The 22,177-nt window shown below is 52.5% G+C and carries 20 protein-coding genes; 5 read left to right on the forward strand and 15 right to left on the reverse strand.

The genetic code is table 11. The features are described from left to right. Positions 1 to 5: 5 nt before the first annotated feature. The 10 genes from HC248_RS15650 to HC248_RS15695 form a co-directional block, all read right to left on the reverse strand. Positions 6 to 689: a MinD/ParA family ATP-binding protein gene (locus tag HC248_RS15650; RefSeq protein ID WP_168923297.1), complete on the reverse strand. Its 684-nt coding sequence runs from the start codon at positions 687 to 689 to the stop codon at positions 6 to 8. Beyond that, complete coding sequence (flhF, locus tag HC248_RS15655; protein WP_238342656.1) at positions 686 to 3,325, reverse strand: flagellar biosynthesis GTPase FlhF; 2,640 nt, start codon at positions 3,323 to 3,325, stop codon at positions 686 to 688. The genes HC248_RS15650 and flhF overlap by 4 nt, the downstream gene beginning before the upstream one ends. Further along, the gene (gene flhA / locus HC248_RS15660) at positions 3,322 to 5,412 is read right to left on the reverse strand and encodes a flagellar biosynthesis protein FlhA (RefSeq protein WP_168923298.1); all 2,091 of its coding nucleotides are present in this window, start codon (positions 5,410 to 5,412) and stop codon (positions 3,322 to 3,324) included. The genes flhF and flhA overlap by 4 nt, the downstream gene beginning before the upstream one ends. Next, entirely contained in the window at positions 5,409 to 6,551 is a 1,143-nt protein-coding gene (gene flhB, locus HC248_RS15665) for a flagellar biosynthesis protein FlhB (protein ID WP_168923299.1), read from the reverse strand. The genes flhA and flhB overlap by 4 nt, the downstream gene beginning before the upstream one ends. Positions 6,552 to 6,661: 110 nt before the next feature. Further along, positions 6,662 to 7,318: a protein phosphatase CheZ gene (cheZ, locus tag HC248_RS15670; protein ID WP_168923300.1), complete on the reverse strand. Its 657-nt coding sequence runs from the start codon at positions 7,316 to 7,318 to the stop codon at positions 6,662 to 6,664. A 1-nt stretch (position 7,319) separates the two neighbouring features. Then, complete coding sequence (cheY, locus tag HC248_RS15675; protein WP_168923301.1) at positions 7,320 to 7,715, reverse strand: chemotaxis response regulator CheY; 396 nt, start codon at positions 7,713 to 7,715, stop codon at positions 7,320 to 7,322. A gap of 111 nt (positions 7,716 to 7,826) precedes the next feature. Beyond that, entirely contained in the window at positions 7,827 to 8,903 is a 1,077-nt protein-coding gene (locus HC248_RS15680) for a protein-glutamate methylesterase/protein-glutamine glutaminase (protein WP_168923302.1), read from the reverse strand. Beyond that, positions 8,900 to 9,559, reverse strand: a complete 660-nt coding sequence (gene cheD, locus HC248_RS15685; RefSeq protein WP_168923303.1) for a chemoreceptor glutamine deamidase CheD — start codon at positions 9,557 to 9,559, stop codon at positions 8,900 to 8,902. The genes HC248_RS15680 and cheD overlap by 4 nt, the downstream gene beginning before the upstream one ends. Next, a complete protein-coding gene (locus tag HC248_RS15690) occupies positions 9,556 to 10,437 on the reverse strand; it encodes a CheR family methyltransferase (protein WP_168923304.1) in 882 nt (293 codons plus the stop codon). The genes cheD and HC248_RS15690 overlap by 4 nt, the downstream gene beginning before the upstream one ends. A gap of 290 nt (positions 10,438 to 10,727) precedes the next feature. Beyond that, the gene (locus HC248_RS15695) at positions 10,728 to 11,888 is read right to left on the reverse strand and encodes an EAL and HDOD domain-containing protein (protein WP_168923305.1); all 1,161 of its coding nucleotides are present in this window, start codon (positions 11,886 to 11,888) and stop codon (positions 10,728 to 10,730) included. Between the two features lie 350 nt (positions 11,889 to 12,238). Between HC248_RS15695 and HC248_RS15700 the strand changes: the two genes are divergently transcribed. Beyond that, positions 12,239 to 14,137 carry a PAS domain S-box protein gene (locus tag HC248_RS15700; protein WP_168923306.1) on the forward strand — a complete coding sequence of 633 codons (1,899 nt, stop codon included), beginning with the start codon at positions 12,239 to 12,241 and terminating at the stop codon, positions 14,135 to 14,137. 84 nt (positions 14,138 to 14,221) lie between these two features. Further along, a complete protein-coding gene (locus HC248_RS15705; RefSeq protein ID WP_168922266.1) occupies positions 14,222 to 15,202 on the forward strand; it encodes an IS30 family transposase in 981 nt (326 codons plus the stop codon). Here HC248_RS15705 and HC248_RS15710 read toward each other — a convergent pair. From HC248_RS15710 to HC248_RS15720, 3 genes are read right to left on the reverse strand one after another with little or no spacing between them, the layout of a single operon-like run. Next, entirely contained in the window at positions 15,193 to 15,435 is a 243-nt protein-coding gene (locus HC248_RS15710) for a hypothetical protein (protein ID WP_168923307.1), read from the reverse strand. The genes HC248_RS15705 and HC248_RS15710 overlap by 10 nt on opposite strands. Continuing rightward, complete coding sequence (locus tag HC248_RS15715) at positions 15,428 to 15,814, reverse strand: response regulator (protein ID WP_168923308.1); 387 nt, start codon at positions 15,812 to 15,814, stop codon at positions 15,428 to 15,430. The genes HC248_RS15710 and HC248_RS15715 overlap by 8 nt, the downstream gene beginning before the upstream one ends. Next, positions 15,807 to 17,267: an ATP-binding response regulator gene (locus tag HC248_RS15720; protein WP_168923309.1), complete on the reverse strand. Its 1,461-nt coding sequence runs from the start codon at positions 17,265 to 17,267 to the stop codon at positions 15,807 to 15,809. The genes HC248_RS15715 and HC248_RS15720 overlap by 8 nt, the downstream gene beginning before the upstream one ends. A 353-nt stretch (positions 17,268 to 17,620) precedes the next feature. Here HC248_RS15720 and HC248_RS15725 point away from each other — a divergent pair, with 353 nt between their 5' ends. Continuing rightward, entirely contained in the window at positions 17,621 to 19,057 is a 1,437-nt protein-coding gene (locus HC248_RS15725; RefSeq protein ID WP_168923310.1) for an LbetaH domain-containing protein, read from the forward strand. Here the strand turns inward: HC248_RS15725 and HC248_RS15730 are convergent. Beyond that, positions 19,054 to 19,812, reverse strand: a complete 759-nt coding sequence (locus tag HC248_RS15730) for a SpoIIE family protein phosphatase (protein WP_238342838.1) — start codon at positions 19,810 to 19,812, stop codon at positions 19,054 to 19,056. The genes HC248_RS15725 and HC248_RS15730 overlap by 4 nt on opposite strands. 18 nt (positions 19,813 to 19,830) lie before the next feature. Continuing rightward, the gene (locus HC248_RS15735; protein WP_168920864.1) at positions 19,831 to 20,811 is read right to left on the reverse strand and encodes an IS30 family transposase; all 981 of its coding nucleotides are present in this window, start codon (positions 20,809 to 20,811) and stop codon (positions 19,831 to 19,833) included. Positions 20,812 to 20,923: 112 nt separating this feature from the next. Between HC248_RS15735 and HC248_RS15740 the strand changes: the two genes are divergently transcribed. After that, the gene (locus HC248_RS15740; RefSeq protein ID WP_168923312.1) at positions 20,924 to 21,262 is read left to right on the forward strand and encodes an STAS domain-containing protein; all 339 of its coding nucleotides are present in this window, start codon (positions 20,924 to 20,926) and stop codon (positions 21,260 to 21,262) included. Positions 21,263 to 21,444: 182 nt separating this feature from the next. After that, on the forward strand, positions 21,445 to 22,125 hold the full coding sequence (locus HC248_RS15745) for a response regulator transcription factor (protein WP_168923313.1): 681 nt from the start codon (positions 21,445 to 21,447) through the stop codon (positions 22,123 to 22,125). The last annotated feature ends 52 nt before the right edge of the window (positions 22,126 to 22,177 follow it).

Here is a 22,177-nt window from a genome sequence, read left to right on the forward strand (position 1 = left end):
TGCGCTCAGGCCGCCAAAGGCTGGCGCGAAACCGGCGCTGCAGACGACAAAGCGGGCAAAGTCGGCAAGGCAATTGCCGCCGACTGCAAGGCTTTGACCAGCAGCGCAGCAATGGCAAGAAAGTCCTGTGCCACCGTGGTATCGGGGTAAGCCTCAACCGCAGTCGTGTTTAGGCGCTCAGCCTGACTGACACGGCCATCATTGCTGACCACGCCAGCGAGCCCCACATCGAGTTGGAGATAGTGCTCACAGGTGTAAGCCAAGTTCAGCAAAATTCGAGTCGCCGCACCGCGCTCTCCCGCGCGGTTCACCATCACGAATAGTTTTTGCGCTGCACCGGTGTATTGCAGTTTTTTAATACGCGCATAAGCATTGGTAATTGATGCAGGATTGGGCTCTAACACCACTAACACACAGTCGGCGCTAGCGATCAAGTCGGCCTGTGCTTGACGATTATCCAGACCGGCGTCGAGCAGCGTGAACCGGCCTTCGCCGCTAGCTTCAAAGCGGTAGGCGTGCTGATCGAGCAGCAACACACGCTGGCCGCATTGAGACAGTGCGGCGGCAAGATTGCGCGTGACGCTGCTCGCGCCAGCCGACGGTCCGCTGCCGAGCACGGCGATCAGTCGGTCTGGCGTTTTGGCCATCAGACGGCGCAGGCCGTCGGCCTGGTCTTGTAGCGCACTCACAGCAAATTCCTCAATCCCGGCTCAGTCATGCGCAAGTCGCTGTCAGCGCTGGGCAAACTATCCGTCTCAAGCGCATCGAGTAAGACAAAAAGTTTTTCTAAACCTTCGAGCAAACAAGCGCTTGGCACGGGACGGTCTGGTCGCGTGCTGCGACCGGCCAGTTGTGCCAGCGACTTGCGTGCCGGCTCTGCCCAGGGCGCTGACTCGCCCTGCAGGCGATAAACCGTGCTGGCACTCTGGGCGGCGATCATTAAGGTTTTTTCGCCATCGCTACGCACTGCGCTGCTAGCGTCGTGCGATTGACCGGCCTGCTCGACATCGAGTTGCGCAGCACTTTGACGCAGTAGTTTGAAGTAAGGATCAGCCGCAGCCCGCCACAGCGGCCACTGCGCGATTTCGCCGGCTGGCGCATTCAAGTGCGCATTCGCCAGCATATAACTATGGGTTAGCGGCTTGCCGCTTTGCGCGTCACTGATGCGCCTGACAATGCAGCGCAAAGTCACTGGTGTGGTCGGCTCCAAGGCAGCATCGTCAAGGTCTGCCGCACGCAACCAGACCGTGGTTTCAGCCACTGCCAACCAAGCTTTTTTACCCCTATACATGATTGGCTCGGGCGCGACAAAACATAGGCGCTTGGCAAGTTTGGCTAGCGTTACTGGCTTACCGGTTCCGGCGTCCATCACCGCCAAGCTAGCCGGGCAAGAGGCCAGCCAGTCAAGCTGCTGCGCGTGCATGTCGGCCAGCACATTGTCAGCCGGCAAGCGCGCGAATAACTGCACCATGGGTTTGGCGATCTGACTGGCTAAGTCGGCCAAATTGAGATTGTTTGAGGCATCAGCCAGACTCAGTCCGGGCACGGCTAACAACTGACCCGTCTGATCCGACAGCAGCAAGGTAACGAACAGCGCACTCGCCGACTCGGTTGGCGCTATCGCCAAACTGACGGGCGCGCTAACGGCCAGCGCATAACTGCGACAGTTTTGGCTGACCACGCTGCGCGCTTGACTGGCCAAGCTACGTCTGACGGCCGCGGCATCGAAACTGCTGTCGTCGAGTTTTCGCCACAGCAAGCGGGATTCGTCAAAGCCGATGTCGGCGCCGGACAAAGCCGCTGCGTTGGCCGAGAGTTCTTGTGCATTGCTGGTGAGCGCACGGATTAAATGCTGGCACTGTTCGCGCAAACGCTGACTGACGGCCTGCGCTTGGGCAACGCCAGCCTTGGCCGCCTCGGCATGGCTATCAGCCTGGTTGTCGTCTGAAGCAGTCGCGGCAATCGGGACGAAAAATGCGCTCTGACTGCGGGCCTGAAAAACGCTATCAACCAGTGCTGCGCGATCGGCCAGCATTAAGTGCTCTGGCACTTTCTGGCCGCTAGAAATGTAGTGCACCGGCAGCTGATGGCGTATGGCCATGTCAATTAACGCCCCGGGGTGGGTGGCCTCATCGACCTTGGTGAAAATGCAGCCCGCTAAGTCCGATGGCAGCGACTTATCAGCGCTCTGGCGATAAGCATTAACCACTTCATTAAGCGTGTCACCATGACTGGATGCATTGAGCAGCAGCAAGCGTTTAACCGGTCGGCCCGTGCTGCACAGCATGGCGATTTGATCGGACACAGCGCGGTCGCGCTGGCTCATGCCTACCGTGTCTATTAGCACCATGTGCTTGTCGCGCAAGTCGGCCAGCACGCGTTTGAGGTCGGCCGGGTCTTTGACGGCATAGACTGGCACGCCCAGTATTTGGCCGTAAATACGCAGTTGCTCGTAAGCGCCGATCCGATAACTGTCGGTGGTGACCAGCGCGAGCTTGTCAGCACCAAAGCGCATCACGCAGCGGGCGGCAAGTTTTGCGGTGGTGGTGGTTTTACCCACGCCGGTGGGGCCGGTCAGGGCGTAGACGCCGCCTTGACTCATCAATTCGTCCTCGTTTTCCAACACTGGCATCTGACGCATCAGCTCAGAACGCACATAGTCCATGCCGCTGGTATAGCTTTGGCCTAAAGGTAAATCCTTGAGCAGCTGGCGCGCCAGCTGAACGCTAAAGCCAGCACCCAACAAAGTTCGCAGCAAACGGCCACGTACCGGGTCGCGCCTTTGTTGCTCGTTCCAAGCCATGCCTGCGAGCTGCTCTTCAATCATGCCGCGCATGGAGTGAATTTCGAGCCGCATATTTTCATCTTCGTCGCCAACGGGAGGGCTAGCTAAGGACGTGAGGGGAACGGACAAGCCGCGCTCGGCAGTAGCGGCAGTAGCAGCAGTAGCGGCATTAGGGACGTAGCTAGTAATCGACAGCGGCTCGGGCACGGGCACGGGCACGGGTGCTGGTGCTGGTGTTGGCAAGCTAGCAACCTCAACCTCTGGCCTAGCTTCTGGCGTGGTTTGGGCGCTAAGCAGCACTCTAGGCACAGGCACAGGCACAGGCACAGGCACAGGCACAGATTCAGACAAAGCTTGCAACACCGGCATGGCTTGCTGCTCATCTAGCGTGGCAACGATTTCTACACCTCTGGGCGTGACGCGGTTAGACAACACGATGGCGTCAGGGCCGAGTTTTTCGCGCACCAGGCGCAGTGCTTCGCGCGTTGAGGCTGCAACCACACGGCAGTTCAGCGGGCTAAATTCATCAAAGGGTTTCAAGCTCTCGCTCCAATTGTGGCGGTGACTTTAATACTGCGGGAGTCCGGTATCTCGCTATGCGAGAGCACCTTGAGTTGCGGCAGGCTGCGGCGTAGAAAACGCGACAGCAAAATACGCAGCGACGACTGCACCACCAGCACTGGCGGTAAACCAAGCTGGCTTTGGCGTTCAATCGCGGCTTGTGTCTCACGCAACAAACTCTCGGCCAAGCCGGGCTCTAGGCCGCTGCTGTTACTGAGGGCTTGCAGCAGCATGCGGTCCAGCGAGGCGTCTAAGCCAATGATTTGCATCACCTCGTTGTCAGGGAAAATTTGCTGCACTATTGAACGGCCCAATGCCACGCGGATTAGCGAGGTCAGCTCAGTGGTGTCAGTTTGCGTGGGCGCATGTTCGACCAGCACGTCAAGAATCGTGCGCATATCGCGTATTGAGACGCCCTCTTCCAGCAAATTGGCCAGCACTTTTTGCAGCGTGGTGAGCGACAGTGTCTTGGGCACTAAATCCTGAATCAGCATAGGCGACTCTTTGCCTATACGGTCTAGCAATTGCTGCACTTCTTGGCGACCTAGCAGCTCGCCGGCGTGGGTGTGAATCAGATGATTCAAATGCGTGGCGATCACGGTGCTGGCGTCGACCACGGTGTAGCCATAAATTTGCGCTTGCTCGCGCAGGCCGGCGTCAATCCAAATTGCCGGCAAGCCAAAAGCCGGATCGGTGGTAGCCGTGCCGGGCAAGGTAGAGCTGACCTGACCGGGGTTAATCGCCATCCACTGGCCGGGCGTGGCCTCACCATGACCTATTTGCACGCCTTTGAGTTTGACCACATAGGCGTTGGGTTTGATCTCTAAGTTGTCCCGAATATGAACCACTGGCACCAAAAAGCCCACGTCTTGCGCAAACTTTTTACGTATGCTTTTAATCCGGCCGAGCAACTCGCCGTTTTGAGATTTATCCACCAAAGAGATCAAGCGGTAACCGACCTCTAGGCCAAGCGGGTCGACCAGTGAGACATCGTCCCAACTGGCCTCTTGCGATTCGGTGAGCGGCGGTGGCGGTGGTGGCGTGGCCGCTTTAGTCTCAGCCGTTGCGTTGGCTTTGGCCATCACGCGCATGCCTATCCAAACCAGACCGCCGGCGATGATTAAAAAGGCCACATTCGGCATACCGGGAATCAAACCCATCATGCCAATCACGCCAGCCGTGAGAAACAACACCTGCGGGTTGGCAAACAACTGGCCGGTGAGCTGGCCGCCTACGTCCTCATCGGTGCTCACGCGCGAGACGATCACGCCAGCTGCGGTAGAGACCACCAACGCCGGTATTTGCGCAACCAAACCGTCGCCAATCGCCAGCAGCGTGTAAGTCGTACCGGCATCAGTAAAACTCAAATCATGCTGGGCCATGCCGACAATTAAGCCGCCAATAATGTTGATCACCAGAATCAAAAGTCCAGCGACTGCATCACCGCGCACGAACTTGCTCGCGCCGTCCATAGAGCCGTAAAAGGCCGCTTCTTGAGCCACTTCGGCGCGGCGACTGCGCGCCTCGTCTTCGGCGATCAGACCGGCATTCAGGTCAGCATCAATCGCCATCTGCTTACCCGGCATTGCATCGAGCGTAAAGCGTGCGCCAACTTCGGCGATACGGCCTGCACCTTTGGTGATGACCATGAAGTTAATCACCACCAAAATAATAAACACCATCACACCAACGGCGAAATTGCCGCCGACCAAAAAGTGGCCAAAGGCTTCGATCACCTTGCCGGCCGCATCCGGGCCGGTGTGACCTTCCATCAACACCACCCGGGTAGAGGCGACGTTGAGCGACAAACGCAGCAGTGTGGTGAACAGCAGCACGGCCGGAAAAGCCGCAAAGTCCAGCGCCTTCTTGGTGTACATGCTCACCAACAAAACCATGATGGACAAAGCTATGTTGAAGGTAAATAACAGATCGAGCAAAAACGGCGGCAGCGGCAGCACCATCATGCTCAAAATCAACACAATCAGTATCGGGCCAACCAAGCCCTTGCTACTGGGGCCGGCGAAGATCTCGCGCGGCATGCTCATTAACTTGTTTAAGGTGCTCATGCGGGTGTGGCCTGTGGATCCATGTCAAGCGGCACCGGCAAGTCTTTAGGCGTAGTGGGCAAAGTGCCGCCATCACTGGCCACACGGGCAATTTGGTAGGCCCAAGCCAGCACTTCGGCGACAGCCGCATACAGTGGCACGGGTATTTCATGGCCCAACAATGTGTGCTTGTATAGCGCTCGAGTTAGCGGCGGTGCTTCTAGGACGGGGATGTTGTGTTCCCTAGCAATATCGCGAATACGCAAGGCCACCAAGTCCATGCCCTTGGCGATCACACGCGGTGCGCGCATATCGGTGTCATGGTATTTCAAGGCCACTGCAAAGTGGCTGGGGTTGGTGACGATGATGTCGGCTTTGGGCACATCAGACATCATTCGGCGCTTGGCCATTTGCTGCTGTTGGCGGCGAATCTGGGCTTTGACTTGTGGATCACCATCACTTTCCTTTTGCTCTTTGCGCAAGTCCTCCAGCGACATGCGCAGCTTGTGGGCATGGCTCCAGAGCTGGTAGGGCACGTCGATAAGAACGACGATTAACAGCGATCCAATAATCAGCAACGAGGTCTTAGCCACCAACGCCAAGGTATGCGGCAGTGCGGTTTCTAGCTGCTCATGGCCTAGGCCCAAAATAGCGTCTGAATTACTACTGATAACCCAATAAGAGATGTAGCCCACTAGTAAAGATTTGATGATGGTTTTGACCAGTTCGGCCAATGTCTCTACCGAGAAAATACGGCCAATCCCAGTGATTGGATTGAGTTTGGATAACTTAGGCGCTAATGAATCGAAAGAAAACAACCAACCGCCCAGCAACATGGGCGCAAAAAAAGCCGCCAACATCATCATTCCAAGTATCGGCAACACGGCCATGAAGCCGTGAATCACAACTGCTTGGGCTTGCACCAACATGTGTTCGACATCAAAAGCTGAGGCCCGCTCGAATTGCAAACCGTTGCGTAGCGCGCTGTTGAAGTGCTCGCTCATATTTGGACCCAGAGCCCACAGACCGCTCAAACCAGTCAGCAACATCACGAAAGTAACCAGTTCACGCGAACGCGCTATCTGGCCTTCTTCACGGGCTTTTTCTAGGCGTCTGGGCGAAGCCGGTTCGGTTTTCTCGAGATCACTGTCTTCCGCCATCATTGCTCCGGGATGCTGGGCGACACGGCGCCAAGCAGCAGTGATTATTAGGGCGCAGTAGCAGAACCGATCAGCAGAACAACCGGGCTATGGCCATGCTATTTAAGCAATCAAGTTTGCGGTCTGCTCAAACTCTCGAGTAAAGCGTCGACCTCAGCTTGATCATCTACGGCATCAGAACTTCCGCCCATGATTTGTGGGCCGTTTAGCAGTTTGCTTTTATGGCTCGCTGCAGCGAGATTTTTAGCCGGTACGTTATCGAGCAGCAACTGCACCAACTCAGCTTCCAAGTCATGGATCACGTCCAACATTTTCTTGATCACTTGACCGGTCAGATCCTGAAAGTCCTGCGCCATCATGATTTCCATCAGCTGCGCGGTGGTGGCGCTGACTTGCGTCGGTACATCGGCAAGGTAGCTGCGCGTGTCTAATACCAACTCACGGGCTTGGTCCAACTCAACCGGATTGGCAAACCACACATCCCAGCGCTTAGTCAGTGCGCCTGCACTTTTGGATAATTTGAACTGAATCGGCTGGGCTGCATCGACCGAGTTGAGTACGCGCTCAGCGGCTTGCTCAGTCATCTGCGCGACGTAATTGAGACGGTCGCGCGCATTCGGAATCGCCTCTGCTGCGAGGGCTACGCCTTTGTTCAGACCCAGATCACGCAAGCCATCGCTCATATGCTGAGTTAATAAAGCGATGCGGGTGATAAGTTGCTCGGCGGTGTCTCCCGTTGGCGCAAGCGAAGGCGTTGAGCTACTCATGTCAAGCACCTTCTTTCTCGAGTTTTTCGAAAATTTTATTTAACTTTTCTTCCAAGACTATGGCTGTGAAGGGCTTGACGATATAACCGTTGGCGCCGGCTTGGGCGGCAGCGATGATATTTTCTTTTTTCGCCTCGGCCGTCACCATCAGCACTGGCAGCTTGGCCATCGCGGGATCGGCACGAATGGCTTTTAGCATGGCCAAGCCATCCATATTAGGCATATTCCAGTCGGACAGAACAAAGCCGTAGTTGCCACTTTTAAGTTTCTCCAGTCCGACCGCACCGTCTTCGGCTTCATCGACGTTAACGAACTCCAGCTCTTTGAGCAGGTTACGTATGATGCGCCGCATGGTCGGGAAATCGTCGACCACAAGAATTCTTATATTTTTATCCACGCTGACTACTCCAGAAATTTAAGTACTTTATTTAATTTATTCAGGCTTTGGCTGGCCACTCTTGTGACGCCGAGTGGCGCTGCCTTGCTATGTATTACTGCGCACTCAGCACTAGACCCGATTGGCACGCTGCCCAAAAGAGCGCAGGTGATTCAACAGCAAATCGCTAATTTTGTCGACTGGCGCGACATCCACAGTAGCGCCCAACAATATCGCTTCTCGGGGCATGCCAAAAACCACTGAGCTGGCCTCATCTTGCGCCAGCGTATAGGCGCCAGCTTGACGCATACGCAGCAAGCCCTCAGCGCCATCTCTGCCCATGCCAGTCAAAATCACGCCAATAGCATTTGGACCCGCGTGTTTGGCGGCCGAGTCAAACAACACATCGACCGAAGGACGGTGCCGGTTCACCGGCGGGGCTTGGTCGACTTGGGCGATGTAGTTAGCGCCACTGCGGGCGAGCGAGATGTGAAAACCGCCTGGTGCTATATACGCATGACCGGACAAAATGCGCTCACCGTGCACCGCCTCAGACACACCAATACGGCACAAACCATTGAGTCGTTCAGCAAACGAGCGGGTAAAACCCGCCGGCATGTGCTGTGCAATCAAAATGCCGGGACTGTCTGGCGGCAGCGGTTGCAACACCTGGCGAATGGCCTCAGTGCCACCGGTAGAAGCACCAATAATAATCAGCTTTTCGGTGCTCATTAAAGGGCTGCCCAACATGGCTGCCTCGACAGGCGGCGCACCTAGAGTGATACGTTTGGTCGGCAACATTTTTGCATTTGCGGCGATACGAATCTTGCCCGCGATAAGGTCGGTGTAAGACAGCAAACCATCACGAATACCGAGCCGCGGCTTGGTCACAAAATCAATCGCACCAAGTTCCAAAGCACGCAGCGCAGACTCAGAGCCACGCTCGGTCAGCGACGACACCATCACCACAGGCATAGGTCTTAGGCGCATGAGTTTTTCTAAAAACTCAAGACCGTCCATACGCGGCATTTCAACATCTAACGTCATCACGTCCGGGTTGTGCAATTTGACTAAATCGCGCGCTATCAGCGGATCGGAGGCAGTTGCCACCACCACCATATCCGGCTGGCTGTTAATGATTTCAGTCATCAAGCTACGGATTAGCGCAGAGTCATCCACACACAACACGGTTATTTTTTTAACAGTCATAGTGCCCACGCATTTTTATTCGCTAACTTCCGGGCTTTATCAACATCGAACAAATCAGGTTTAACCGCAATTTTAGGCTTGGCTAAAGAGCTGGCCATTGAGCGTTCGGCGCGCTCAACCAATACAACATCCTCGCGCTGCTGAAGTTTTCGCATCGTGACTCGGCCTGTCAATGGAAAGTAATTAATTCGCCGCGGTAAATTTCCGCGCAAGTCTTGGGCGGCGATGTGCACTTGCTCCAGTTGCAGATAGCGCAGTACAAAGTCTGCGTTGCGCTCGCCAATATTGAGCATGGTCATATTCGCCAGTACTGCGCCACCACCAAAAACTTTGGCTTCTAGTCGCTCACGCCGGGCACCGACTTTGAGCAATTCATTAATCAAAATCTCCATTGCAAAAGCGCCATAACGCATGGCAGCGACCGGACTTTTTGAGCCAGGATCCGAGTCTTGGGGCAGCATAAAGTGATTCATGCCGCCCACGCCAGCTTTGCTATCGCGTATGCAGGCCGACACGCAGGAACCCAGCACGGTGGTCAGCACCATGTCTTTTCCAGTCACAAAATACTCGCCGGGTAGCAGCTTGACAGCCGGCGTGTCGAACTCGCGGTCGTGGTAGTGATGCGTCGCCAGCGTCTCGATATGGGAGTCGCTCATAGCGCCGGCCTTGCCGGCAACTTTGGCATAGCCGAGTTAAGCGCATAAACGGTCTGACCGCGCAGCTTAAAGGTCTGGTTGGCGAAACTAAAGTTTTCTGAGTGGCCGGCAAACAGCAGCGCGTGCGGTTTCATCAAGGGCGCAAAACGTTGGAGTATTTTGGCCTGCGTCGGCTTGTCAAAATAAATCATCACGTTGCGACAAAAAATCGCATCGACAGGACTCTTGATAGCCCATTGCGGATCTAGCAAATTAAGCGCCTCAAAACTCACCATAGCGGCGACCTCGGGACGGATTTGGGCCTTGCCGGCATTAGCGCCCGTGCCTTTGAGGAAGAACCGCTTGAGCCGCTCGGGCGAGAGTTTACTCACTTGCTCCATCGTGAAAATTCCGGTCTGGGCTTTGGCCAGCACTTGGGTGTCAATATCGGTAGCCAACACGCGTATGCCGTTGGCGCGGTTGCCCAGCGCTTCAATCAGCGTCATCGCGATAGAGAAAGGCTCTTCGCCGGTGGAGGCGGCCGAGCACCATACGGTCATAGGCAGGGCACAGGTTTTCGCATGCTCGGCGAGCACCGGAAAATGGTGTGCTTCGCGGAAAAAAGCCGTCAAATTGGTGGTCAGGGCGTTGGTAAACATCTCCCACTCGGCGCCGTTGGCGGAACTGTCCAAAATATTTAAATATTTGGAAAAATCACGCAAGCCCAATTCCCGCAGTCGGCGCGAAAGACGGCTGTAAACCATTTGGCGCTTCTGCGTACTTAGCGCGATGCCCGCGCGCTGATAAATCATTTTGCGGACACGTGAAAAATCATCCTCAGTCAGGATGAAGTCGGGCTCGGTAAGCGGTGCGATTACGGTGTTTCGGTTGGAGGTCATAGTTTTCAGGTCATCGAGCGCGAACGTCACACCGACTCAGTCACACAAATCGACTACTGAATGATTTAAGCATATTTACCAAAATGTCATTCGCCGATAAGCAGCCGAAATCGATGCTTGTTTCAGCCATTAAGCAGATTCCGCCAATTGAGGTTGCCGCGTTGCAGACAGCAAAGTGTGGGGACGTAAGCTTTGAAAACTTAGTACGCGATGGGCCGCTATCGCCGCGCATCCTAAGTCCCGGTCCAGCTACGATTTGCGACAGAGTTGGTTTGTAGAGGTCGCATCGGCTAAAGCTTGAGATTTCTGGCCCAAACTAACGCTGAGAGATGTGCTTGATTGACCTGCTCGGCTGTGACCAACAAAGGCACGGCGATGTTGGCGGCCGCGCCGTTTCGGCGCTCGATAGCTTCGGCCAACGTCAGAAAAGGTCCATAGACGCCGCCACGTGAAATCAGCGCTTGGTTGACAGATTCAGACAACACGACTTCTTGAAGCACCTGCTCTATCGGTATGCCCAACAGATGATCGAGCTGCGAAAACATACCCACCACAAAGAGATTTTCAGCCTCACTCTTGGAGAGAAAATCACGTGCCAATAACTCCACGAATCGCCCTCTGATAATCGACAGCTCTAGCAAGGCCGGACTGAAGCCGTCGTTGCTGGTTCTAGCTAGCATCAAAATAAGCCAGCGAAACAGCGGCATGTAGCCGAGCATGGCAACAGCTTGGCGCAAGGACTGAATTTCAACCGTCAAACCAAAACCCGCAGAGTTGATATAACGCAGCAACTTGAAGGAAAGCGTTGAATCGGTTTGCAATATTTTCTCAAGCTCCCGTATGTCAACGTTTTCCTGCACCATCTGCAACAGCCGCAAAATTTGCTGCGTGCCCGAGCTCAATTTGATTGAGGGCTGATACGCACGCGACAAGTTGCAAAGGTTTTCGAATATACACAAACCGTTTTGCTCAGCGAAGGCATTGAACTCAGTCCAACTTGAAATCTGCTCGATCACCACATGGGAGAGCGGATAGCGGTATGAGATTAGTTTGACAACATCAGTGAACTGCTGGTCAGCAGAGTCCATCAAAAAGTAGCCAATGCGGGGCAATAAGATTTCATTTTGCCGCATGAAGTCCAGCGTAGCGCCGCGCACTGCTAAGCCAAAGCCGCGCTTATGCAGGGCTAAAAGCAAGATCACACTGGCGTTGTCCTGCAGCGATTCGGAGCGCATGACCAGCACGGTATTAGCGGGTGTCATGGTCTGAAGACTCTCGGACAGCAAGCTGCTAGAACAAGTGTTTAAAAAACACAGCCCGGACGTGAGTTCAGTCAGCTGCTCAGCCACTATGGCGAGTAATCGGTGGTTATTTTGAGTCGTATCAACCCCTTCTCCATCAGGTTGCTGCCAGCCAAACTGGTATCCCACCACATGCTGCTTGGCATCCATTAGTGGTGCCCTGAAAAGATATTTTTCTTCGACCATCGATTACCGACTAGGTTAAATGTTGATACGTATCAGAAAGATACATAGCAATACTTTAAAGCGCTGTGAGGGAAATATTTTGAAAAAGAAAGCTACTTTTCTACTGTTGTTCTTAGATTGACAAATACCCAAGTCAGATCAATTAGCAAAATAAGCGCGTTTGCATTTGAGCGCAAAAAGCTGCCAAATATACGCAAATAGATTACATACTGATACGATAAGAATACTAAGCATCTACCGAAAAACTTATTTTTACCCAAGGTTGAGGTCAGCTTGTGCAAAGCGCATACAAGCATTTACTGCGACACATACTGATGCAAAAATTATCTCTTCCCAGCCATCCGTCTAATCACTTTCGACTCAGTCTTCGCACCTGGTTATTCATTTTTTCTTTGCTAGCGATGCTGCCGCTGCTGCTGTTTGCCATCCACACGATAAATCGCATCAGTAATGCACAGACAGAATCGGTGCTGAGAAATCTTCAGCGTCAAAGCAAAATACTGACGCATTCAACTCAGAACGAGCTTGATGCAGCGTTTAGTGCCCTCCAGATGTTGGCATCCGGTGCCGAAATTAATCGTACGGCGCTGCCGCGCTTGTATCGTCACGCTAAAAATGTAGTCCAAGATAATCCAGCTTTTACAGCCATCACACTAACCGATGCGAATGAGCAACTGCTTTTCCATAGCGACGCGCCCCTAGAGAAAAGCAACTTAAAGACAAATGATCTTGAACTGACTGAACCGGTCTTTAAAAACGGTCGACCTAATTTATCGAGCTTATCTGGCACGTCGCAAAACGGACGTCCAGTGGTGATACTTTCAGCCCCCATATCGCAAGGTGACAAGCTCGCTTATTGCCTGCGCTTATACCTGGGTCTGGAATCATTCGATCGTCTTTTAGCCAATGAACTCCTACCCTCTGGCTGGGTGGCTGTCATTGTTGATGCAAAAGCTCGCGTCATTGCACGCAGTCTTGAAGCGAATGATTTTTTTACGCCCAACACATTGTCGGATCTGCTGTCGGCGTCGCCGCATAACGATGGCCGTCTGAGCGAAACCACCACGCTTAATGGCACGGTAATGACCACGCTGGTGCGAACCCTTCCCGGCGTCAATTGGCGCTTGGCGGTGGCTGTGCCGACCCAGCAAATGAACGCACCACGCTTACAGCTGCTGCGTGAACTAATGCTACTCACCGGTATGTGGCTGACATTGTCTTTTTTACTGTCGCAAATTCTAGCCACTTACTTGTTACGTCAACTCAAACGGATCACCTCGATGGTGGAAAAGAATTCCGATCCGTCAGTAATTCGCCTGCGCATCAACGAATCGTGGCAATTTATTCAAACCATCGCAATAAACCAACGCAATGCGCAACGGGTAAAAGACAACTTAAGCGACACGTCACGCCAGCGCGATGAAGTTCATGCTTTATATGAACAAGCTCCCTGTGGTTACTACTCTATAGACACTGAGGGGCGGATCATAAGGATTAACCAAACCTTAATCCTTTGGCTGGGCTATCAACTGCACGAAATGCTGGGCTACAAATCAAGTGATTTTCTGGCCGGGGATGGTAGAGACGCATTCAAACAAAATTTTTCCACCTTGTTAGCTCAGAAAAAACTAAAAAATCAGGAGCGTGTTTTTATACGCAAAGACGGCAGCGAAATGCCAGCGCTGATTAGCGCTGAAGTCGTGTTTGACGACGCCGGCCAAGTCGTATTAATACGTGCTGTGGTATTTGACAACACCGAGCGCAAATTAGCCCAGCAGACCCTGGCAGACGCACGGGCGCGCGAGATGGAAACGGGTCGCCAAATTCAACTCACTTTACTGAGCACACCTCAGCTTTCAGCGTATGCCGGCTTATGGTTGTCGACCTTTAGCCAAGCGTCGCGCGGCGTTGATGGCGACTTTCTTGATGTGGTCGCGGTGGGCGACCACCTGTTAGATATAGTCGCCGGTGATGTGATGGGCAAAGGCGTGCCAGCGGCGCTTATGGGTGCGGCCATCAAGCTTCAGTTCAGCCGTAGCAAGTCAGAGCTCTTTGGACAACGCGACACGCGCGAAAATCCACCGCAACCAGCAGAAATTGTGACAGCAGTAAACCGCGCTATTGCGCCGCAATTACAAGTGCTGGGCGCCTTTGCCACGCTGATTTATTTGCGCATCGACACGCAGGAAAATCTTTCGCGGATTCAAGTCTGAAGTGCAACTTTGAAATTAACCGTACGGGTGGGTGAGATGTGAGAGCATCCAAGCTTCCCGACTACCAAGTCAAAGTTGCCCAGAATGATTTACACACACCTCACCCGTGACGAACGTTACCAGATTGCAATCCTCGTCAAAGCAAACTTCAATCAAAGTGAAATTGCAAAAATGATGGACCGTGATAAATCGAGCATCAGCCGTGAGTTGCGTCGTAACCGCGGTCTACGAGGCTATCGCCCTAAGCAGGCAAATGACAAAGCCCAAGAACGTAGACTTGCCTGCGCCAATAGTCCTAGAGTTGCTGACTCGACATGGGCTGTAGTGGAGGAAAAGTTGGCTGAGGCTTGGAGCCCCGAGCAAATCAGCGGCCACCTCGAAGCTAGCCACCAACCCGGTGTTAGCTATGAGAGCATTTACCAGTACATCTACGCTGACAAACGCGCGGGCGGCACCTTGCATAAAACACTGCGTTGCCAGAAGACGCGAAAAAAACGCAGCAGTGGCCGTGAACGGCGCGGCACCATCTCTCACCAGGTCTCAATAGAACTGCGACCCGACATCGTGCTTGAGCGTGCGCGCTTTGGCGACTGGGAGGCTGATCTGGTGATTGGTGCCGGGCAGAAGCAAGCACTAGTGACGATTAATGAGCGTGTCTCTCGCTATTCAATAATTTTCCACGTGCCATTCAAAACAGCGCAAGCCGTAGGGGACGCGTTAATCACTTTACTCAAACCGTTCGCTCATTGCGTGCACACTCTCACGACTGATAACGGCAAGGAATTTTCTCAGCATGAACGAATAGCTTCTGCGCTGAGTGCAGATTTCTTTTTCGCCCATCCATACGCCTCGTGGGAGCGTGGGGCGAACGAGAATATGAACGGTTTGATTCGCCAGTTTTTCCCAAAGGGGATGCGCTTTAATTGCATCACCGACGATGACATTGCTTTAGCGATGCACAGGCTCAATCATCGTCCTAGAAAATGTTTAGGGTATCGAACGCCGCATCAGGTTTTTATGGAACAGTTAGAGTCCTATCAGCATACGGTTGCACTTCAAGCTTGAATCCGCCCTTCGATAAGCATGGCTTGTCTAGCCAAAAGACCCAGTGCCACAAATCCAAAACTTCCTGCTGCACCGGCCAAGCGGTGCAGGGCTGCTAGTCTTGCGGAGGGATTCTGAGCTTGTATTAGTTCTGCCTGTCGCCGAACCAAACCCGCAACAAATTGCTGCTGCAATTGAACGTAAGCCAGCGCTAATGCGTTTTCTTCCCCGTTATCTGGTGTTCGCTTAGCCACGACCATGCTGCCAATAAATTAAGACATCCTTGGGCAGTGTGACTGGATCAAAAGGCTTGACAATAATTCCGGTGGAGCCGTGCTCTAACAAGGCTTCTACTTCGTTGCGCATCGCTTTTGCGGTGAGAAAAACCACTGGTATGCCGCGCATGATTTCAAGTGCTCTCAATTGTTTGAGAGTCTGTGGGCCACTCAGTTTTGGCATCATGACATCGAGTAAAACCAGCTGCGATGCAAAGGTTTGAACTTTTTCTAATGCCTCGTAGCCGCTACTGCACAGGCATAACGTAAATCCGCCCAATCGCTCTAAGCTGAACTTGAGTATTAGGCGTATGTCAGGATCATCTTCCACGCACATCACACGTTTGAGTTCAGTCATTTGGTCTTTCTGTGCGCTGTTTGTACGGTGATTCGACGCGCTCGTGATGAGCGGGTAAGGACACGCTAAAGACGGTTCCTTTTCCGGGTGCTGATTGCACCGAAATGCTGCCACCCATGCGCTCGACCAATACGCGGCTGATGTGTAGACCCAGACCGGTGCCGCTTTGGATACGTCGATCTGAACTATCTGCTTGCGAGAATTTCTCGAACAGGCGGCTGCGAAACGCGGGACTAATACCCGGTCCATGGTCGCGTACGTCTATGCGCCAGCCTTGCCGATTACCGTGCAAGGAGAGGTGTACGGTCTGTCCAGCTTGCGAGTGCTTGATAGCGTTTGATAGTAAGTTGGCCATGACTTGAAGGAAACGGTCCGTGTCGACCATGGCGCGCGCGCGCGGCGCTTGGCTTTCACATTTAAGGTTTACGTTGCCACGTTGGGCATAAGCTTGATTGGCTGCAATTGCTTCTTGCATCAAACTTTCAAGTGATGCTGGCTGGGAATTAAAAATCATCCGCTCGGCTTCGAGTTTGGTTAGATCCAGTACATCGTCAATAAGCCGGCTGAGCCGACTACCATTGCGCTGCGCTACGGTGGCAAGTTCTACTGCCTCTGGAGGCAGTTCACCGGCTGCGCCTGCTGCTAGCAAACTTACTGCGCCCAACACTGATGTCAACGGCGTGCGCAGTTCGTGACTGACGTTCGCGAGGAATTCATCTTTCATACGCTCTATCTGACGCCACTCACTGAGATCGTGTAGCACTATTGTGTGTAAGGTTTGCCCATCTAAATGCCACTGACTGGCCGATATGCCCAACGGGATAGTGTCTTGGCCCTGTGGTTGAAACTTTATTTCTCGGCTCGAGATCAACGTCTGAAGATCGATTCCGGTTAGCGCCTTAACTGACTCGCCCAAAATATGCTTCGCATGGCCCGAGCCAAATAGTTTTTGTGCCGCAATGTTGGCAGCACAGAGTTTGCCGTTAGCGTCGGTAGTGATGACGGCGTCGGCGATGTGCTGATGGATGGCATTTTGCTGTTTTGTCAGTACGGTCTGCTCTGCTTGTAGCGTCAGAATGCGTTGGTATTGACGCAGTTTGACGTTCAGTATTTTCAAATCTATGGGCTTGAATAAGCAGTCGTCTGCGCCGATTGATAAGGCCTTGGTGAAATAGGTGTCTCCGACCAGTGAGGATGTCGCCACCACGGGTAACCAACGATTTGTAACGCGCTCATGAAGCAGTCTAATTACCTCTGAGCAGCCTAGTCCTGGCAACAACAAGTCAAGGAAAACAACGTCAGGTTGTATGTTGTCCAGGTATTCCAGGGTTTCGGTGTCATTGAGAGCTGGCACACCGATATGACCCAAACTTTTCACCTGTTCAAGCAAAGACTGTCGGGATTCGTCCTTCACGTCAGCGATCAAAATCACCAGTTTTTCTCTCGACTGCATCGAAGACCCCAGAGTGTTTTAAGTTTAGTAATTAATTTGTTTTACAAGTTCACAACATTATTATGTGAAATTAAAGCTTAAATGTTACTTAGCGTGACAAATTTACTTAATTCAAGATAAAAAATGATTCGACAAGCAACCTCCACCCAATGGAAAAACCAGTGCAGCCTTCATCGCGCGAGTGCTGGTCAACTGTGCTTGTGTCCCTATCAGTTGCGTCTTCGAGAAGCCGTTATGCAAGTGTTCAGGCACATAGCGGTGCTGGGTCAAACCGATGCTTTTGCTATTGAACCTAGCGCCGCTACAGAGTTAAGGCTATGAGCTTTGAGAACGCTCCTCGGGTTGTGATTTTCATGACCGCTCCACGTGCTGTCGACATTCCTTGCCTTGATAACTCTTTAGCTTGTTTGTTGACGTTTGGTTCCGCCACATTTGCCGAGCGTGTTCTGGACAGCTGTGCGTTGGCCGGTTTTCGCGAAGTAGATATTGTTCTTGGCGAGGATTCAAAATGCGTGCAGGAAGCGTTAAAAGACGACGCACGCTGGGGCATAAAGCTGAACTGGCACTATGTCCCAGTCAGCGCCACACCTTACGCAATACTTCAACGCTTAGCTCTGCGCGATGGACAAAGACTGTTGCTCGGCCACGGCCATCAGTGGGTGTCAGATCGGATTTTGTTCTCTCTGATTAAGTCTTGCGACGTCGCCATGCATATTGCGAAGGCGGTGTCTTGGACGGGCTGGCTTAGCATGGAGCGGAGTTCTGTTGCCTTCATCGACCCGACTATGAATTTCGCTGCGCTGAGTAGATTGGCTGCAGCGACACGTCCCGAGCGCTGCCTCATTGCCCGCTATAGCGAGTTCGCCAATCCTGACAGTGCTTTGTCGTTGCTGCTAACGCAAAATTTGCCCCTTTATGATATGACTGGCGATGCCGTGCCTGAGTCTTGGCTGCGCATGTCTTGGGGCGCGATGAGTCCGGATGCTATCGTTCATCCCCAATCCATCATGACGGGGCCGATACTGGTTGGCCCTGGTTGTTTAATCGCTCGTAACGCCAGGGTCGGGCCAGGAGTAGTTCTCAGCCCTCACGCACTGATCGCACAAGGTGCTGTGGTCAAGGGCTCGTTGGTGTTGGCAAACACTTATGTTGACAGTCGCAGCGTACTTGAGCATTGCTTAGCGCGCGGTAATACCGCACAGATGTGCAACCGAATCGGGGGTCAAGCGGCCAATAGTGATGGCATGAATTCGTCAATGCTGATGGCACAGCCTGTTAGTGCAGGTGTTTTTTGGCAGCTACTGGCGGCATGTCTGGCATTGACATTTCTACCCAGTTTTTTACTTTTGCTGCTCTGGAATTACTTTAGTTTTCAGCCCTTTCTTTGGCAAAAAATGCGAGCTGTATGCTTTTGTCGCCTTGATGCTGGACCGTTGTACTGCTCTGATTTACGTCAGCCGCATTTGTCTAGCGCGCGCTCGGTTTGGCTGGTTGGTTGCTATGGCGCGCTTCTCGATGTCATGCAAGGGCGACGCAGCTGGTTTGGTATGCGGCCACGTACTCAGACTCAGTGGAGCCGCCTAGGTCGCGATTGGCAAAAACTGTTTTTGCAGATGGCACCGGGATTTTTTTATACGCCGGCTTGGGGTGATAACAACGCGGCTCTTGATGCAGATGCACAGGTGGCGGCAAACGCTTATTTGGCTGCACAAAGCAGCTTTGAACGCCGATTAAGTATTTTCAACACATCTGCTCGGAAGGCTTTTATACGCTTGAATTACCTATTTTAAATTGACGTTTGCAGACACAGACGCACGCTATTGACGCCATCTTCGAAGCTGTACTGAATCGGATGAGATATCGCGTTAACAATCTGCAGGCCAAGACCACTTTCTGGATAGGTCGAAAAATCGGTGTCTGCCAGTATTTCTGGACTTTCAAAGCGCGCACCTAAATATTTGAAATCTAGCGCCAAACCTCTGGGCATCGGCTCGGTGATTAGCTCAACAGGCGCTTCTGCTAAAAGATTTTGTCCATGCGCAATCACGTTGGTGAGCAGTTCAACGGCTGCAACGCTGAGCAAGCTGGCATTGACTTCGGACAGCCCACTGTTGAGTGCCTGCTGCACCACAAATTTACGTAACGGCAGCACAGACGCTAGCGATATCGGCAACTCCAGCCGCGCACTGTCTGGACGTGACTGGTGGCGTAGCAGCAGCATGGTCAAATCATCAGTCAGAGTCGCGCCAACTGGCAGCAAGTCGCGGCGAATGGCGTGCAAGGCCATGGCCGGTGATCGGTGGCGTAGCACCTGGCTAATCGCGCTGGCGATGACTGGCTCGCGGCCTAAACGCTCGCCATTCGCCAGCAACGCATCGGCTGCGCCGTCTGAGCAAAGAAACAGCGCATCGTCTTTATTTAGCTCGCAGACATCTTGCGTGAAGCTCTCATCGCTGAGCAGACCCAATGGTGGATGCTGATTAATCAGCCGCCGCGCTGATCCCGATGCGCTTATCTGCAGCGCTTCTTCATGCCCGCAGCCCACCCATGTCAAAAGGCGGATTCAAGCTTGAAGTGCAACCGTATGCTGATAGGACTCTAACTGTTCCATAAAAACCTGATGCGGCGTTCGATACCCTAAACATTTTCTAGGACGATGATTGAGCCTGTGCATCGCTAAAGCAATGTCATCGTCGGTGATGCAATTAAAGCGCATCCCCTTTGGGAAAAACTGGCGAATCAAACCGTTCATATTCTCGTTCGCCCCACGCTCCCACGAGGCGTATGGATGGGCGAAAAAGAAATCTGCACTCAGCGCAGAAGCTATTCGTTCATGCTGGGCAAATTCCTTGCCGTTATCAGTCGTGAGAGTGTGCACGCAATGAGCGAACGGTTTGAGTAAAGTGATTAACGCGTCCCCTACGGCTTGCGCTGTTTTGAATGGCACGTGGAAAATTATTGAATAGCGAGAGACACGCTCATTAATCGTCACTAGTGCTTGCTTCTGCCCGGCACCAATCACCAGATCAGCCTCCCAGTCGCCAAAGCGCGCACGCTCAAGCACGATGTCGGGTCGCAGTTCTATTGAGACCTGGTGAGAGATGGTGCCGCGCCGTTCACGGCCACTGCTGCGTTTTTTTCGCGTCTTCTGGCAACGCAGTGTTTTATGCAAGGTGCCGCCCGCGCGTTTGTCAGCGTAGATGTACTGGTAAATGCTCTCATAGCTAACACCGGGTTGGTGGCTAGCTTCGAGGTGGCCGCTGATTTGCTCGGGGCTCCAAGCCTCAGCCAACTTTTCCTCCACTACAGCCCATGTCGAGTCAGCAACTCTAGGACTATTGGCGCAGGCAAGTCTACGTTCTTGGGCTTTGTCATTTGCCTGCTTAGGGCGATAGCCTCGTAGACCGCGGTTACGACGCAACTCACGGCTGATGCTCGATTTATCACGGTCCATCATTTTTGCAATTTCACTTTGATTGAAGTTTGCTTTGACGAGGATTGCAATCTGGTAACGTTCGTCACGGGTGAGGTGTGTGTAAATCATTCTGGTCAACTTTGACTTGGTAGTCGGGAAGCTTGGATGCTCTCACATCTCACCCACCCGTACGGTTAATTTCAAAGTTGCACTTCAGACTTGAATCCGCGAGGGTTAAAAAATGGAACTAATACATGAAATACAGGGCGACCGTGTGCTGTTAATTCATTATCAAGAAGACAATTTAGATGCCAGCAACGTTCGCACCTTCAGAGATGCCGTCCAAACATTGATGCAAACTCAAACACGAATAGTGCTGGATATGTCACAGCTTAAATTTGTAGACAGTTCAGGCTTAGGTGCACTCATTTCATGCTTGCGCGATGCGAACAGCCGCAAAGGAGACTTTCGTTTATGTGCGATGGCGCGGCCAGTATTCGCACTTTTTGAATTAATGCGCATGCATAGAGTGCTAAGCATTCATGACAGTGTAGAAGAGGCCGTTGACTCTTTCGTATGAAAATGATTGGTGCAGCCTCTTCAAAAAGCATCAATATTAGCCACCAGAATCTTTGAGATACCGACTAACTCGAGCGTCCTTTTGTAGATCTGAGAACCGTTTGAATAGAAATTATTAATTTAAATTTAAGTACTAACTTATGGTTACACTGAAATTCTTGATACAACTTATTTGGAACTATCGTGCACATAGCCATACTGGAAGATGATGCTGACCAACGGGCGTTGATCGGACTTTTGGCAGCAACTGGAGGGCATAGTCATACTGGTTTTTCAACAGTCGCCTCACTGCTTGTTGGTCTTAAACATGAGCATTTCGATGCATTGTTACTTGACTGGATGCTACCTGATGGCAGCGGTGATGAAGCCCTTGACTGGGTACGCAACAATCTGGGCTGGAAGATTGCGATATTAGTTTTGACAGCATGCGACGATGAACTCACAGTGGTTAAAGCTTTGCAAGCTGGCGCAGATGACTTTCTCGTCAAGCCCCCAAAACCGCAGGAGCTACTCGCTAGACTGAAAGCTGCCGCGCGACGTGCAACTCCTGGCGGCCTACCCGTCCTAAGACTGGGTGCTTATGAGATAGACATACCGCGTCATTTGTTATCCATGGACGGACAACCAGTGACGTTAACGCAAAAAGAATTCGATTTAGCCGTCTACTTGTTTCAGAGTCCTGCACGACTTTTGTCGCGCGACCACTTACTAAACAAGGTCTGGGGCATCAATGCCGATGTGGACACCCGCACTGTTGATACACATGTCAGTAGACTGCGCAAAAAGATTTTTCTCGATGGCTCTAAAGGATGGAAAATGACGCCGGTATACGGGTACGGCTACCGATTAGACCGCATTGATTAATCGATTTTCTCAAATCCAAGCAATTTTCTGAACTGCCTCAAATCAAAGAATT

It is taken from the genome of Polaromonas vacuolata, assembly GCF_012584515.1.
Lineage (GTDB): Bacteria > Pseudomonadota > Gammaproteobacteria > Burkholderiales > Burkholderiaceae_C > Polaromonas > Polaromonas vacuolata.